Source organism: Streptomyces sp. NBC_00390 (assembly GCF_036057275.1).
Lineage (GTDB): Bacteria > Actinomycetota > Actinomycetes > Streptomycetales > Streptomycetaceae > Streptomyces.
On the sequence record NZ_CP107946.1, the window covers coordinates 46621 to 61426 of the forward strand.

Sequence of the window (14806 nt, forward strand, 5' to 3'; positions counted from 1 at the left end):
GTTCGAGGTCAGCGGCTGGCGGGGCCGCGGTCGGTGATTCATAGGTTGGTCAGCGCAGAATGTCGGCCCAGTGAGCCAGGACCGTAGGGAGCTCCTCGGCATCCACCCAGGCCCGGAACAACTGGTCTGCGGAGCCCCGGTTCTCCGGGTTGCCAAAGTAGGCGCCGACGATCGCACGGTCGTGCATGAGAGCGTCATCCCGCACTCCGAACTGCTCCTTCCACACGAGCACGTACCCCTGGCGGTAGGTCAGCGGTCCGATCTCGTACACGTCCTTGGCTTCGATGTCTCCGGGGTCTCCGTTTATGTTCATGGCTCGGACCCTAGGCCGGACCTGCTGCCACTGGAGCAAGTTGGAGTGATCCAGCCAGACGGAGGGCTCATTCCCGCCCGCGCCCATCTCCACCTCGCTGTCCGGGCTGGTCAGCGCCTTGAAGTGGGTACAGGGCGGCGGCCGCCGGGCTGACACGCGAACTGAACCTCGAGGAGCGGCGGCTGCTGTCGACGGCAGCAGAGACGGAAGAGCTCGCCGCCCTGGCGGAGGCCGAGCGGGAGGCCTTCGCCGCCGAGCGGCGCCGGGCCCGTCGGCTGCTGCGGCACTCGATGCGCCGCTACAGCGGGCACAGCATGCGCCGCGGCCAGGTCCGCCACTTGCAACGGCTCGGTGTGCCCCGGCACATCATCGAAACCCACTGCCGCTACGTGCCGGGCTCCAAGGCCCTGGCCCGCTACCTCGACGACGCCCTGCCCTGGCAGGACAACCCCACCCTGGCCATGCGCCGCCGCGCGGCCGCCCGGCCCGGCTGGGCCCTGCAAGGTGTGTGACCGGCCTCACGCGCGTGGGAGACGGTGGGGGTTGCGGGGCTAACCCTGCGCTCCTCCAAGGTCGGTGCGCTCGCCGATCGGCGGGCGTTCCGACCCCCTTGGAGGCCTGCTATGTCCCCCGCTCCCGACAACCGCACCGCGCTCGCCGTCGTTGCCGTCGGCTCCGCCCTCGCGGTGATGGTCGCCGTCCAGGCTCCCGCCCTGATCCCGGCACTGAGCCTGGGCCTGCTCACCTGGGGTGCGCTGTATCTCTTCCTCCGGCTGTGACCCAGTCCAGACGTTGAGGACATGGGAGCCGAACGCGCGGTGACACTGCCGCGCGTACCGGCGAACGCCTACGGCGTCCCGGAGACCTGAGCGAATAGTTCGCCGATTTAGTTTCCGGATTAGCTTCGCCAATAGTGCTGCGAATATTCACGGAAATAAGAACGCGCACATGTGAGTAAATTAGTGCCGTGAATCTGCTACGGTAGCCACCAACAGTCCGCGCTAAGAGGTGTGAGCCCCGTACCCGCCTGCAAGCTCGGCACGGGGCCCACGGCAGGCGTCGACTCACGAGGACCCACCCGCCCAGGTGGGTCCTCGTCACGTTCGCCGAGGTCGCAACCTCACAACTCCCGCCACACGCACAGCGTGTAGTAGGCGAGTTGAACGATCACAACCACGGGCCGCAGCGCGCGAGGAACTCGCGCCCGACGACGGCGACGTGTGGTCTTCACCGGCCTGGGGCCCTCGGGCTCCGGTCCGGCATTCACCGCCTTCACCTCCCTTCACGGTCCGGCCTCGCGTGCCCGCGAGACAGCCTTTAAGGGGGTAGCGGAAAGGCTACACCAACGGTGATGCGCGAATACCTTGTTACCTCAAGTGGCAGGGCTTTAGTCAGGTAAAGTTCTTCATGTCGTGCGGGGTGGTCTGAGAAATGCATTCCGCACGAAGGCGCAGGTCGTTCAGGCAGGTGGTTGCCCCCGGCGTACCTCGACTTTGCAGACCTCTCGCAGAACCAAACGCCCCTGACGGTGGCACAGGTCACAATCTGGCTGGGCCGGTTGGCTCACCGCGGTACGGTCCCCACCGTGAACAACGAGCGCGTGCATCAGAGCGGACTGGAGCAGGTGGCAGCGCGAGCATGCTGACCTCCTGGGACTCCTTGTCCGCACCGGCCAGGTCGTCGTCCTTGCCATAGAAGAGGTCCTTGTTCGCGGAGTTCCAGTTCTCCACCACCTGCAACCCCTCGTGGATCACCCGGCGCATCTCGACGTCGGCGGGGTAGTCGCAGACGAACAATGTCCGCACCGTCCGGCTCAGTTCCTCGATCGCCCGGTATGTCGGGTGCTTCGGCGCTCCCCGGGTAAACCCGTGCAGGACCTGCTCGGCCTCGGCGGTGCCCAGGCGCCGGGCGGTAACCCCGCAACGACTCGAGCAGCGGCACGGATGCCTGGCTCCGCCCGCTCAGTCGGAGTAGTGCGGTGGTTGCTTCATCAGCTCAGCAGCTCGGCACGCGCCTTCTGTAGCTGCCCGACCGTGACGGTGCCGGTGCCCGGCAAGCCTGCGCTCTCCCACGCTCCCTGGGCGCGCGCCACGACGCCGTCGGCGTCGTCGAGGAGGACCTTCTTCGCGACGTTCACGGAGATCGCGCCGTCCCCGAGGTCCATCAGGTGGGCGAGCATGCGCACGTTGTGCTGCCGGTTCCCAGTCTTCTCCTCGTTGTACCGGTAGACGACCACCCACCGCCCCACCAGGGAGTGGGCCCGCTCGATCAGTTGGCGGCCGCGGTCGGTCTCCTGCTGCTCGGTGCGAATGTGCTCGGCGTCGCCGGACGGGGGCCGCAGAGTGAGCAGGCCCCGGCGGCTGGACTCCTCGATCTCGACCTTCTCCAGGAGCGCGACGAACGTCTTGGCGCTCTCCAGCCGGTCGACGTCCTGCGCGGCTTGCTTGGCAATCATGTGAAGGTCAACGGTGAGGGTGTGCACGCGGCGGCCCCAGGCGGCTTCCTCACCGGACGGGCAGGGGCCAGCGGCCTGGGCGGCGGCGATCACGAGGCTGTAGTCCACGACCCCATCATGGCGCGCCGCTGTGACAGGCCGGGACGTGTGCGGTTATGCGGTGCTGTTGTCCGAGGTGGACGGGCGGACGCGGTACATGCTCAGCAGTTTGTCGAGCACCTTCACTTGATCGTTGGTGCTCGTGTTCTCGGGTGTCTGGCCCTCGGCGAGTTGTCGCGCAAGGTGCAATGCCGTGCCGAGATTGGGCTTGTCCTGGTTGTAGAGGAGGATCTCGGCGGTTCCATTGCACGGGAGAGCCGGCGGCAGATGCCCTATGCGCTGGGCAGCGAGCTGCTTCTGGATGCCCGCCACCACTCGCCTCATGGCCTTCGTCGTGCCGGTGAGTGGCAGGAGCTCACGCAGCTGCCACCGGACGAACCCGCCCTCGGAGTCGATGAGTTGAGGAAGGTCGTCCCAGGCCGTGACGGTTGTCATTCGGTGTCCTTCTGCAGTGTGGTCTTGATGGCGGTGAAGAAGATCTCGACCAGCTCGCGCGGCATCTGGTAGCCCTGGACCTTTCCGAAACCGGGGCCCCGCGGCTCGATGGGCGGCTGCATACCCTCCGGCCACCAGCCCTTGCGAACCCCGCGCTCGAGCGCCTGCTTCAGCGGTGCGCTGTGGCCGCGAAGGCTGCTCTCATCGTTGTCGCGCAGCGCGTCGGCCGGCACGAGACCGTCCCGGACGGCGGCCTCACGGAGGATCCGCTGCGCGCGGGCGGGCACCGCGGCGTAGAAGCGTTGCGCGCGTTCCACGGTCCACTCGGTGTCGAGTGTGACGCTGGCGGCGTGTTTCGCGAGCAGCTCGAGCACGTCCTTGCGGAACTCGTCGGACGGTTCCTTGATGCTCAGCACGATTTCCATGGGGCGCCTTTCGTTACATCAGACGCGGGTGAGAGCGAGCTGACGAGAGGTCACACGCTACGCGGTGCGGGCTCGGCTGTTAGCTGTTTGGCCACGTTCGCATGAACGAGATTCGTGTTACCTCAGGTAGCCGACCATAAAACCAATTGTCGTCGGTAACCTTGGCGGGACGTCAGAACAGCATCCCCAGGGGGTAACGCGTGTCCTTCCGAGACTGGCTCATGCGCTTCGTCGACGACCAGGACCCCATCGGCGACCTCGCCCGCGACGTGCGGGACGACGCCGAATGGCCGGAGTTCGACGAAGGAGTTGAGTCCCTGCGGCTCTACAACGAGTACCTCGAGGACTGCGGCGCCGTCGACGGCGCGCTGGAAGCCCTGGACGACGCCTGGCACCTCTACCAAAACCGGTGGGCCTGGCAGCAGCGGCAGCGGCAACTCCGGGAACTCAAGGACATCCGGGCCTACTGCGACCTGGAAGACCTCGGTGTCCGGCTGTACCTCGATGACCGCGTCCGGTACCGCGGCCGAGAGGGAACCATCGCCGACACCGCCGGCCGGTACCTTCTCGTCCTCCTCGACGGCGAGCAGAGGCCGACCCGCTGTCACCCGACCGCGAACATGGAGTACGAGACGAACGCCGGCTGGGTGAAGCCGCCCCCGAGGCCCCCGTTCGCGGCCGCGCCCGGGAGAGGCCAGTGACAACCGTCGTCGACGAGGTCACCGCGCTCACCTGGTACGCCTTCATTCGCGACCGTATGGAAGAGGGACGGCAGGCCGCCATCAGGCATCAAGACGAGGCTGCGATGACCGAGTACCGCACGCAGCGCCGCGCCGTCATGCGGGAACACCGCGACTTGCTCGACGCGCTTGCACGTGGGGACAACGCCGCGGCGGAGGACCGCCTCTGGGCTCTGCGGAACCGGGCGTCGAAGTGGCAGGCGCACCCGGAGTATCCGGTGCCGATCTCCGACGGCACCATGCCCTGCCCCGTGGCCGCACCCGAGACGGGGCACCCGTGCACGAAGCGCATCCCGTCGGGGTGGGCCGCGTACAAGGGGCATGCTGGCGGCCACTTTTGGCAGGACCCGAAGGTTGCCGAACTGGAGGCAGGGGGCGCCCACTACGACCCCGCCGTCCTTCTCTCCGGGCAGCCGACCAAGTGGCACCTGCCGGGGGACTGCACGCCTGGCTGCTGGAAGTGGCGGGACTGATGAGCCTCCGCGACCAGGACGAGGACGACGTCGTCGACGCTGAACTCGTCGCTGACGAGCGTCTACCCGTCCCGGCCGCGAGGCCGAAGCCGGAGTACCTCGTCGATCAGCACACGGTGCTCCGGCCTGGCCAGGCGATCCCGACCGACGACGGGCCCGTGTGGACCGAGCGAGACCTACGGATCTCCGAGGAGACCGCGCGGGACCTGGAGGACGCCGAGCCGGAGAACACTGGGGAGGCCCGCGAAACAGCGATGCGGCCCTTCCGGGCCTGGTGCGCGGTGCAGGGCAGGGTGGCGAAGCCGTGTACCACGGCGACCTACACCGAGTACGGCCGTTATCTGATCAGCCGGGAGCTCAAGGTCGGCACGATCCGCAGCTACATGAGTCTGATCCGCACGTCGATGCCGAAGGGGCAGCAGCCGGACAACTCCCTGTACCTGCGGCTGCTCAAGAAATACCGGCAGGAGAACAAGCGCGCATCGCGGAAGCGCCAGGCGTTCCCCATCACGCTGCCGTACCTCGTGCCGATGATGCTCAAGGCCGAGGAGGTCGGCCGGCCGATCGGCTGGCGAGACGCCGCGCTGCTTGCCTTCGGGTACCGATTCCTGTCCCGGCGTATCGAGGCAGCCGACATCGAGATCGAAGACCTCACCATCACCGACGGCCTGATTGTGGTGTGGCTCGCCAAGGACAAGGCCCACCAGGACGAAGAGCAGAAGATCCACCTGCGCGACCGCGCAGACCTGCAGCTCGTCCCACGGATGAGGCGCTGGCTCGCCCACCTCGCCTCCCTCGGCGTGACCACAGGGCCGGTGTTCCGGCACCTGCAGAAGGACGGCAAGCTCGCCAATCGCACCAACGCCACCAAGCGCGGCGACCACCTGCGCGGGCACACGGTCAACGAGCGGGTGAAGCACTGGTTCACCAAGGCCGGCCTCATCACCGACGGGCGGCCCGTCACCGCCCACGGCCTGCGCGCCGGTGGCGCCACAGACCTCGGACTCGCCGGGGCCACCGACCAGGAACTGGAAGAAGCCGGCCGGTGGCGGCCAGGATCGGCCATCCCCCGCCGTGACTACGTGCGCCCCGCCCAGCAAGCCCAGCGGGATCCGTTCAGCAAGGTGCCGCTGTACGGTAGCGCGCCGGAAGTTGGGTGAACGTCCCTACGTAGAACGGTTCTTGAGGAGCACCTGATAGGTCGGGGCGTCCTTCCACGGACGGCTGTGGCCGACCAGTTGATACCCGAGGCTCCCGTAGAGGGCGAGTGCTGGCTGTGCCTCGGGGCGTACGGCCAAGGTGACGCGTTCGGCCTCTTGGTTGTCGACGAGCCCGTCATGGAGGTGGCGAGCCAGGCCGCGCCGACGGAAGTCGGGAAGTACGGCGAGTTCCATGATGACGAATGTGCGATGCCCGTCCTCGCGGGTGACCGGGTCCTCGAGTTCGGCGTCGAGCAGCCCGTCCCACCAGGTGGTGACGGACTGAAGGGGGTAGCCGTACGCGAAGCCGGCCGGGTGTCCGTCCTGCTCGGCACAGACGAGCCGGAACCCGCGCGCAACGCGTTCGCGCTGGAAGCGCTCGAGGAAGTCGGCCACGTCGCGCGGGCCTTCGTTGTACGGCGGCTCGGCGAACACCGTCTCGTAGATCGGCAGGATCTCGCCGAGTGCGTGCTCGGCCCCCTCACTGTTGATGACCGTGGTGATCCGTACGTCGTCGCTCGTGTCCACCTGGGCTCCTACGTGATGGGCGGCAGAGTCGCGGGATCAGCAGCGGTGAGTGCCTGCCGGGCTGTGCCGAGAAGGTCACGGGCCCGCCCGGACGACACCTCGGTCAGGAGGGCTTCACCGTGCACGATATGGTGCGCGGCCTCCTCTCGCTCGCCTGCGTCGATGAGGGCGTTCGCCAGGTTTCCCCGCCCGAGGGCTTCATTGCGGGCGTAGGTGGCTTCCTGACGCTCGAGGGAGCGCCGTAGCCACGTCACCGCGGCGCGGTGATGCCCCGCCTGTGAGAAGAGCTCGGCCTGAGCGGTGGCGATTTCGGCAGGCCCGTGGAAAAGCGTCCAGTCCGGGGCCGGGCGAGATCCCTGGTCCTGCTCGTACAGGCGCGCAGCTTGGGAGAGGGTCTGCCGGGCTGTGGTGTGGTCATCGAGGATGGCGAGGGCGCGGGCCTGGCGGGTGACGAGGATCGACAGCAGCGACGGCGGCGCCCACGGCTCCGCGAGATCGTACGCGCGGCCCGCCTGGTCGAGGGCGCTGCGAGGATCCTGCTGCCGCAGGGCAAGCAGGGATTGTGAGGCGAGGACCACGACAGCGAGGGAGTCGTCGCGCAGTTCCTCGGCCCGCTCCATGGCCTTGCCCCAGTACGTGTGGGCCCGTGCATGGTCGCCCTCGTCGAACGCGAGCCAGCCGACGTGTTCAGCGGTTTCGCCGGAGACCAGCCGGAGCTGTCGGCCGATGGTCTCCGGATAGTTCCCGCTTGCGATGAGGCGCTCGATCCGGGACAGGTGCGCGGCGGCGAGAGGCCCGACCGTGGCACCCCCGAACCGGTCGTCGAGACCGTAGAGGGAGGCGAGCCCGGCCCGCAGGTCCGTGATGGTGTCGGCGCCAATACGGGGCGCTGAAGCCAGTGCCGACCCGGCGGTGGCGGCGAGCGCGGTGCCGAGGGTGGCACCGCTGGCGGCCGAGAGGAAATGACGTCGGTCCACGGGATCGTGTGGTCCTTCAACGAGTGGTGATGCAGCAGGTGGTACGGCATTTCGGCGGTGAGCCGGGACGTTGAAGCCGAGCTGTTCCAGCGGGACGCCGAGCATCGCCTCGAGTACACGCTGGCGTGGCGGGTGCGGGCATGGAGGGTTCGGCTGTCGCCACCGTCTGACCTGCCGATCAGTCACTTCGGGGTTCTCGCCGATCCGGCGGGCAACCGCGGCGTAGACCCGGACGAACGCGCGAGTGTTCTCCCAGCCGAAGTCATCGACTAACTCCGTGAACGGCGTCCTGTCTTCGGTCTCACTGTGCGCCATGCTCGGACGGTACCGGTGCCCCATGTGCCCTGGGGAGAGGCCGAGTTGCGGAAAAGTCCGCGGAAAAGTCCGCGGATTCCCTCTGGACCCCTCGTGATCAGCGCTTCACTCTCAGTCAGCCCAGAAGACCCCGCAGCCCGCGGAGGACTAGGCACATGACACTCACGGCGACGGAGACGACGATGCACGGCATGGCGAGCAGCGGCCTGAGCGCCCCCATCGTCAGGGAGTGGACCCGCCGCTTCGACATGCACGGCGACGCTCGCCTGTTGGCCCGCATCCACACCCGTACGCAGGTGACGCTGCTCCGCTGGGGCGGCAACGTCGATGCGGCCACCGAGGTGGCCCGCCACCTGGTGTGCAACGCCTACACCCACGCCCACGCGGGCCCCTGCCCCATGGCAATCGGGTTCCGGCTGGCCGTCACCGAGACGGACGAACTGCTCGTCGAAGTCTCCGACCCACTCGCCGAGTTCCCCAACTTCGACGACGCCGTCCAGGGGAGCCAAGACGGCTCCGGGTTCTGGGAGATCCGCCAGCACGGAGGTCAGCTCTCATGGTTCCTGCTGGAGAGCGGCGGCAAGACCGTGCGCGCCCTGATGGCGCCCGGGCAGGTGCCCGCATGAACACCGTCACCGCGCAGCACCGGACGATGGACGACACCGATCTGCGGCTTGCCCAAGCCTTACGGGCCTGGCTCGACCTCGGCCAGGAAGCCGAGTCCGTGAGCGTGCCACTCGGCGGCGGACTCTTCGACATCGTCATCACCGCCGGCGGAACACCAGGCCATGCCGCGGTGGCCGCCATGGACGAGATCCAGCTCGGCACCTGCGGACCGGTCGTCGAGATCCCGGAGGCCTCCTTGCTGTACTGGCTCGTCCCCCCGGGGACCTGCGGCCAGTGGGCCCACCACAACTTCGGCCTCTGCCTCGGCGCTCCCCTCACGCTTGAGCTCCCCAAGCTCCGCCGCACCCGGCCGCCCGGGCGCCACTGGCTCCGCCCGTGCCGCAGCGACCGCCTCGTCCCGCCCCTGCAGCTGCGGCGCGTACTCGACGAGTCCCGGCCCGGACCCGCACCGTACGACGCGGTCGGTGCGCTGTTCGGCCTGCCCTGAGTTCCCGCTCCGCAGACGCTACGACACCCTTCGGAGGCGCCCCATGCCCCACCAGCTCATCGCCAGCCCGTTCCTTGAGCAGCACCTTCTGGTGCGGCCCGGCCATGAGGACGGGCTGCTCCTTCCGGAAGCGAACTACGAGGAGCTTCGCGCCCACCATCCCGCCCAGCCGGCGCCTGCGTGGATGGTCGGCGCCGTCCGCGATCAGTGGGGCCTCGACGTGTCCGGGCGGCTGATCGGCGACTACCTGCTGATTCGCCAGCCCTCGACGTGGGGGTACTCGCGGGCCAGCTGGGAAATCAACCTCGGCTGCAACTACGCGTGCAAGCACTGCTACCTGGGTCTGAAGGTCTACTCAGGGATGCCGCTGGACGACAAGCTCGCCTGCCTGCGGATCATGGCGGAGGCCGGTGTCCTGTGGCTTCAGATCACCGGCGGCGAACCGACGGTCGACAAGGACTTCATGCCCTCCTACCGGGCCGCGTTCGAGCTCGGCATGATGCTGACGATCTCCACCAACGCCTCGCTGCTGTGGCGCGAAGACCTGCTCGAGATGTTCGAGCGCTTCCCGCCGTACCGGGTGACGGTGTCGATGTACGGCGCGACCCGAGACAGCTACGACGAGCTGACCCAGCGCAAAGGCGCGTGGGACCTGTTCATCCGCGGCATGGACGCAGCCCGCGCCGCAGGGCTGCCCCTGCGGATGAGCGTGATCGTCACCGACGACAACGCCGCCGAAGAGCAGGCCATGGTGGAGCTCTGCGAGCGCTGGGGCGTCGAGTACAACATCTTCACCAACATGACGCCGACGATCTACGGCGGCGCCGAATCGCTGACCGCGCAATCCAAGGACCATCTGCGGATGCGGAAGCAGTTCACCGGCTGCAACGCCGGCCACACGTTCTTCCACACCGACCCGCACGGCCTGGTGTCCATCTGCAAGATCGGCCGAGACGACCAGATCAACCTCCCCGCCGAGGGCATCGGCGGCCTGGCCCGGCTCGGCGAGATCGCCGACCGCCTCATGCTTCGCACCGGTGGCTGCTCAGGCTGCACACTCTCGGGGTCCTGCACCGTATGCAGACCTCTGGCCAAGCACTACCAGGAGGCGAAGGCACCACTGGGAAGTTACTGCCAGCACGGAATGAAGAAAGCAGGGTGAACCGCATGGCTGCTGTACCTCTCACGCTGTCCCCGACCCGTCCGGTCGACGACCGTCCGTACTTCACGACGCCGCTGGAAGCCGCGGCGCCGCCGGTCACCGTGATCACGCCCGTCGCCAAGCTCGACAAGGTGCTCGAGACGGTCAAGTGCTCGTGCAACGCGGGCGACGACAACCCCCACTGACCACGCCCTCATCCGGTCAACACCGCTCAGGCCCCGACGCAAAAGTGTCGGGGCCTGAGCCCTGAGTGGCAGGCGAGTAGCTTGGGGCCATGCGCTTCCACTGGGACTGGCTGCACCCCGTGATCCGGGTGCCGTACGTACCGACGATCGGCCCCGTCCACCCCGACACCCTCGCTCCCCGCCTCTTCGACGACGTCCTGAGCGTTGCCGGGACCGGCGCCTTCCTGCCGTACGACAAGGACCAGCGGTGGGCCACATCCAAGGACGAGACGATTCTCGTCGAGCACATTGAGCACACCAGCGCCCGGACCCTGATTCCCACCGTCGCCCGCCGCGGCCACGGCACCCTCACCGTGTACGTGTACGGCCCTGCCGGCGACGAGGCAGCGGACCTTGCGAGCAAACTCGCCGCCGGCCACGGCGCCGCCACGGCCCGCGCGATCACCTTCCACGGGCCCGACGAGCAGCCGCCCACAGGAACCGCGGTCACCCGCGTTCAGCTCCGCACCTTCACACCCTCGCAGCCCGCAGACCAGGCCGACCCGGTGCGCCCCGTCGCTGACCTGCCGGAGCCGGTACGGGCGACGTTCGCAGCCTTCGCGGACCGGCTTACCAGCGACGGCTTCGCCTTCCTGCACGGCCAGATGCAAGCCGGCGCCGTGGGCCCCGTCCTGGCCGTCACCGACGGATCCCGGGTGGTTGGAGCCATCGGGCCCATGGAGACCATGACCGACTCCGCTGGGGCCACCCGCCTGCTCCCCCAATACTTCGGAGTCTTGCCGGAGCATCGTGGCCACGGCTACGGCCGGATGCTGTGGCGAGCCGCCATGGCTTGGGGCGCCGCCCACGGCGCCAGCTACCAACTGCTGCAGACAGAGACCGGCGGCGCGTCCGATCGCCTGTGCCAAGCCGAAGGGTTGCGGTCCCTCGGCTTCGTCAGCGTGGCCAAACTCTGACGCCACGCAGGCCGCAGCGACCGCACGTGTAACAGATTTGGCGTTGCGGCCGTTTGGGGCTGTGAAGGGGTTGGCTTTATGTCAACCCGCACGGCAGTAGACGGAGGCCCGGGTGACGACCGCAAACCCTCGAACCGACAGACACGCCAGCATTCGCGCAAGAACTGCTCTTCCTTCCCACCCCTCCCCCGGCCGCCGAAACGAAGACCGCCCCGACCCCCGCCGCAGCGCCCGAGCCAAAGCCGGAAGAGCCGGACCTCAGCCCCAGATGGGTCGTCGCCGCCGAGGCGGAGGTCGCGCCGCGCATCGCATCCGTTGCCGACTTCCGCGGCAGCTTCAAGGCAACCAAAGGCCTGCGCATCGACGCACTCGAGGTCTACTGCAAGGGCTGCCGTGGCCCGTACGACGAGGTCAAAGGCACCAACTGCGCCGAGAAGATCGACAACCGGCAGGCACCTGGGCGCTCAGGCACTTGCAGCGAGCGTCTGAGACACCGTGCTCCGTGCGGTCTGGCGGGCAGAGCCCAAGTTCAACGCCGGCGAGTGCTGGAGCTATCCGAAGGTCACCGCGCGGCTCCCCGAGATCGACGACGACGAAGGCACCATGTCGAGTTTCAGGCATGTTTCTTCAGCCCGTTCGTGAAGGCCTGTGACAGCCTCTGGGACCACGACCCGGTCCCCACGGCCTTCAACCGCCATGCGACCGTCCACGCGGCGGGACCGACGCAGTACACGGTGGCCAACGCCCTGACTGCGCTGATGTTGGCCGTGAGCCTTGTGCGGGAGATTCAGGAAGGCGCGCTCGCTTTCCAGACTCATAGCTGACGGCGGCCGAGCGGCCTTGGTGGGGCGGCCCCGCGTAACGTGCGACGGACGCGGGGCCGCCGACCCGCTGTCCTGTCTGAGCGGGCGTGCCATTGGTGACCGTACGGCCCCGGCCGCGTATGCGCTCGTTGAGCGATCAGCGGTTCAACTCGGGTTCCCGGCTCGAATTCCACAGCGTCGCCCTTGCGGTGCTTCTTGAAGCCCACCAGGAGCATGCGGTGGCCCATGCCGAACTGCTTGGGGCCGATCCCAGTCCCGCAGGCCCTTCCAGTCGGCGGCGTCGACGAGCTGCCTGCAGCGCGGGCAGGCATAGAAGCGGTCTCCCGACAGGAAGCTGCCGCCGGGCGCAGAAATGCCGAATTCGGTGACTTCGTAGTACGCGACGGGGTCGAGGCCAGCGCAGAAGTCGCACACAAGTTGACCAGGCGCCGCGGCGCTCACATCCTGCGGCTTCATCCGCGTGCCGCTGCGCGTTGCTGTGTCGCGCGCGTCGAGGCCTTCGAGGAGCTGGGCGACGATTCGTGACAGTGTCTCTCCGCCCTCAGCGTGGCCGTAGGCCAGCAGCCGGTCCGCTTCCTCCTGATCGCCGCTCTGACGGGCGGCGTAGACCCGGCTGACCAGTGTCTGGACCCAAGGTCCGTCCTCGGGATCGAAGTCGAGCCGCTCGTTCATCGTGAGCCTTCTTCGTCAGTGGATACGGGGCGCGGTGGGATCAGTGGCCGTAGGCGTGCTGAATCCGATCAGCCGGGCGGCAACGGTCGGTCAGCTGGTGATGGTCCAGCCGCGGAGCTGCGCCGCTATCTCCTGCACGCTGGCATTCTTGTGGCCGGCGCTCATCACCAGGGCGAGCGCTTCCTCCGGCTCGTAGTTCATGCGGATGCCGTTCGCCTCGAGGAACACCTCACCTGCGAGCCATGCGAAGAACGCGTTGCGGTCCTCGAGCGGATCGTGGAGGGCCAGGGTCTGCAGGAGCGCGGCGGCCTTGAGCCACGTCGAGCCGTAGACGTCCTGGTCCATGTACCGGGCGCGGGTGCGGGCGCACGCGGCGTCGAGGACGCCGAGGTCGAGACAGGCCGGATCGCCGGGGAGGGTCTGGGCGATCTGCAGGAGCTCTTGTGGGGTGAGGTGCCGGATCACGCAGCGCGGCCGTGCTGCTCGAGGTCGCGGCTGCTCATGGGCGCGGCATCGGGCCACTGGCGGCGGTCTGCGGCCGGGGCAGCAGGCTCGACGGAGCCGAAGGTGGAGGAGAGGCGGGCGACAGTGTCACCGGCGCGCTTGAGCGCCTTCAGGAACGGGTCCTCGGCAGCCTCGAGGGCGGCCTCACGCATGAAGACGTCGGGCGTCTTGCCGACCAGCTCGGCGGCCTCCACGATGCGCGCGTACTCGTCCGCGGTGAATCCGGCGGGAACGCCTTGTGCAGCCTCGTTGTGCTCCATACAGGCGACGGTACCAGCGGAGCCCGGGTCAGTCGGTAAATCCGGGATGCCCAGCGGCTTGGTGCTCGGCGACGATCGTGCGGCGCATCGTCTCCCAGCGGGTGGGGATGAGCTCCTGGCCGTGGGTGCCGTTGAGCTCCTGGCGCTCGCGTACCGACGGAGCCGGTCCAAGCCCTCGCCGTGCGTGACCAGCAGGGGCGGCGGGTGGCTGGCGTTGGTCCAGGTCATCTCGCACCGCCCGCCCTCGGCCATGGTCGTCCTGGCGTAGGTCAGGGTGGCCATGGAGGCTTCAGCGATGTGCAGGGACGCGTGGTCGAGCCACTCGACGATCTTGCTCGGCGGTTCGTGCTGCGCCCAGGCGTAGGCGCCGAGCATGTTGCGCAGCTGCGTCATGCCGGCGGCGTCCAGGTCGTGGCGGAGCCATCCCCGTGGGTGCGGGGAGCAGCCGGGCGGTCATCAGGCGCTCTGCTGCTGGTCGGGACCATCCCGGCGGGTGCGGGGAGCAGTTCCCCCCACTGCGACAGAGGTCCGCCAGTTCCTCGACGCAGCCCGCGCCGACCGGCTCCACGCGCTGTACGAACTCGCTGCCCTCCGCACTGGACTCCGCAAGGGCGAACTCCTCGACCTCAGCGCAGGCACCGCCGCCATTCGCCGCTCGCTCCAGCGCACCCGTACCGGCGGCCTCACGCACCTGCCCACCAAGACCCGGCGTCCGAACGCCGTATCGCGCTCCCGACCGAATGCCTCTACTCCCTCAAGGAGCACAAGGAACGTCAGGACAAGGAACGCAAGACGGTAGGGCCGGACTGGAAAGACAGCGGCCTCGTCTTCACCACGCCGACAGGCAGACCTCTCGACCCCGCCAACCTCGCCCGCCGCTTCCGCAGCTTCCTCCACCGGGCTGACCTCCGACGCATCCGCTTCCATGACCTCCGGCATTCGACCGCCACTCTGCTCCTGGAACAAGGGGTCGACCTCGTCGTGATCAAGGAACTTCTCGGCCACGCCCACATCGGCGTCACCGCCGGCGTCTATGCCCACGTCCGACTCCGCCTCCAACGGCAAGCCATCGACACCCTCAACAAGGCCCTGAACGGCACCGCGGAGCCCCCTGACAATCCACCTGCCGCAGCGCTCGTCCGCTGACGTTGCCGTCAGCGTTGCCGTCAA

19 protein-coding genes and 2 pseudogenes are annotated in these 14806 nt (G+C 68.3%); 11 read left to right on the forward strand and 10 right to left on the reverse strand.

Annotated features, from left to right (window positions below; translation table 11 throughout):
* Positions 1–49 precede the first annotated feature (49 nt).
* Complete coding sequence (locus OHS70_RS38445; protein WP_328406453.1) at positions 50–313, reverse strand: hypothetical protein; 264 nt, start codon at positions 311–313, stop codon at positions 50–52.
* Between the two features lie 290 nt (positions 314–603).
* On the opposite strand from OHS70_RS38445, the gene OHS70_RS38450 reads away from it, so the two are divergent.
* Together OHS70_RS38450 and OHS70_RS38455 are read left to right on the forward strand one after the other, a co-directional pair.
* Positions 604–825, forward strand: a complete 222-nt coding sequence (locus OHS70_RS38450; RefSeq protein WP_328406455.1) for a hypothetical protein — start codon at positions 604–606, stop codon at positions 823–825.
* Between the two features lie 111 nt (positions 826–936).
* A complete protein-coding gene (locus tag OHS70_RS38455; protein WP_328406457.1) occupies positions 937–1092 on the forward strand; it encodes a hypothetical protein in 156 nt (51 codons plus the stop codon).
* 759 nt (positions 1093–1851) lie between these two features.
* Here the strand turns inward: OHS70_RS38455 and OHS70_RS38460 are convergent.
* From OHS70_RS38460 to OHS70_RS38475, 4 genes are all read right to left on the reverse strand, one after another.
* A complete protein-coding gene (locus tag OHS70_RS38460; RefSeq protein WP_328406506.1) occupies positions 1852–2214 on the reverse strand; it encodes a Tn3 family transposase in 363 nt (120 codons plus the stop codon).
* Positions 2215–2303: 89 nt separating this feature from the next.
* Complete coding sequence (locus tag OHS70_RS38465; RefSeq protein WP_328406459.1) at positions 2304–2876, reverse strand: hypothetical protein; 573 nt, start codon at positions 2874–2876, stop codon at positions 2304–2306.
* 45 nt (positions 2877–2921) lie between these two features.
* Entirely contained in the window at positions 2922–3302 is a 381-nt protein-coding gene (locus OHS70_RS38470) for a hypothetical protein (protein ID WP_328406461.1), read from the reverse strand.
* Entirely contained in the window at positions 3299–3727 is a 429-nt protein-coding gene (locus OHS70_RS38475; RefSeq protein WP_328406463.1) for a hypothetical protein, read from the reverse strand. The genes OHS70_RS38470 and OHS70_RS38475 overlap by 4 nt, the downstream gene beginning before the upstream one ends.
* Positions 3728–3948: 221 nt before the next feature.
* On the opposite strand from OHS70_RS38475, the gene OHS70_RS38480 reads away from it, so the two are divergent.
* From OHS70_RS38480 to OHS70_RS38490, 3 genes are read left to right on the forward strand one after another with little or no spacing between them, the layout of a single operon-like run.
* Positions 3949–4428, forward strand: coding sequence for a YozE family protein (locus OHS70_RS38480; protein WP_328406465.1), 480 nt, complete (start codon positions 3949–3951; stop codon positions 4426–4428).
* Positions 4425–4940, forward strand: a complete 516-nt coding sequence (locus OHS70_RS38485; protein WP_328406467.1) for a hypothetical protein — start codon at positions 4425–4427, stop codon at positions 4938–4940. The genes OHS70_RS38480 and OHS70_RS38485 overlap by 4 nt, the downstream gene beginning before the upstream one ends.
* The gene (locus tag OHS70_RS38490) at positions 4940–6100 is read left to right on the forward strand and encodes a tyrosine-type recombinase/integrase (RefSeq protein WP_328406469.1); all 1161 of its coding nucleotides are present in this window, start codon (positions 4940–4942) and stop codon (positions 6098–6100) included. Before OHS70_RS38485 ends, OHS70_RS38490 begins: the two co-directional genes overlap by 1 nt.
* Before the next feature lie 6 nt (positions 6101–6106).
* Here the strand turns inward: OHS70_RS38490 and OHS70_RS38495 are convergent, their stop codons facing one another.
* Positions 6107–6667, reverse strand: a complete 561-nt coding sequence (locus OHS70_RS38495; RefSeq protein ID WP_328406471.1) for a GNAT family N-acetyltransferase — start codon at positions 6665–6667, stop codon at positions 6107–6109.
* 8 nt (positions 6668–6675) lie between these two features.
* Positions 6676–7644, reverse strand: a complete 969-nt coding sequence (locus OHS70_RS38500) for a hypothetical protein (RefSeq protein ID WP_328406473.1) — start codon at positions 7642–7644, stop codon at positions 6676–6678.
* A gap of 470 nt (positions 7645–8114) precedes the next feature.
* Here OHS70_RS38500 and OHS70_RS38505 point away from each other — a divergent pair, with 470 nt between their 5' ends.
* The 5 genes from OHS70_RS38505 (at position 8115) to OHS70_RS38525 (ending at position 11376) form a co-directional block, all read left to right on the forward strand.
* Positions 8115–8585 (forward strand): hypothetical protein, encoded by a 471-nt coding sequence (locus OHS70_RS38505; protein ID WP_328406475.1) that lies wholly within the window; start codon positions 8115–8117, stop codon positions 8583–8585.
* Entirely contained in the window at positions 8582–9073 is a 492-nt protein-coding gene (locus tag OHS70_RS38510; RefSeq protein WP_328406477.1) for a hypothetical protein, read from the forward strand. Before OHS70_RS38505 ends, OHS70_RS38510 begins: the two co-directional genes overlap by 4 nt.
* Positions 9074–9116: 43 nt before the next feature.
* A complete protein-coding gene (locus tag OHS70_RS38515; protein WP_328406479.1) occupies positions 9117–10235 on the forward strand; it encodes a radical SAM protein in 1119 nt (372 codons plus the stop codon).
* Between the two features lie 5 nt (positions 10236–10240).
* Positions 10241–10420, forward strand: a complete 180-nt coding sequence (locus tag OHS70_RS38520) for a hypothetical protein (RefSeq protein WP_328406481.1) — start codon at positions 10241–10243, stop codon at positions 10418–10420.
* Positions 10421–10509: 89 nt separating this feature from the next.
* The gene (locus OHS70_RS38525; RefSeq protein WP_328406483.1) at positions 10510–11376 is read left to right on the forward strand and encodes a GNAT family N-acetyltransferase; all 867 of its coding nucleotides are present in this window, start codon (positions 10510–10512) and stop codon (positions 11374–11376) included.
* 968 nt (positions 11377–12344) lie between these two features.
* Here OHS70_RS38525 and OHS70_RS38530 read toward each other — a convergent pair.
* The 3 genes and pseudogenes from OHS70_RS38530 to OHS70_RS39285 all read right to left on the reverse strand — a co-directional run.
* Positions 12345–12872, reverse strand: coding sequence for a hypothetical protein (locus OHS70_RS38530; RefSeq protein ID WP_328406485.1), 528 nt, complete (start codon positions 12870–12872; stop codon positions 12345–12347).
* 90 nt (positions 12873–12962) lie between these two features.
* Complete coding sequence (locus OHS70_RS38535) at positions 12963–13337, reverse strand: fic family toxin-antitoxin system, toxin component (RefSeq protein WP_328406487.1); 375 nt, start codon at positions 13335–13337, stop codon at positions 12963–12965.
* 479 nt (positions 13338–13816) lie between these two features.
* Positions 13817–14050 (reverse strand): annotated as a pseudogene (locus OHS70_RS39285) (SpoIIE family protein phosphatase); the annotation flags it as partial.
* 76 nt (positions 14051–14126) lie between these two features.
* Here OHS70_RS39285 and OHS70_RS38545 point away from each other — a divergent pair.
* Positions 14127–14782: pseudogene (locus OHS70_RS38545) on the forward strand (site-specific integrase); the annotation flags it as partial.
* Between the last annotated feature and the right edge of the window lie 24 nt (positions 14783–14806).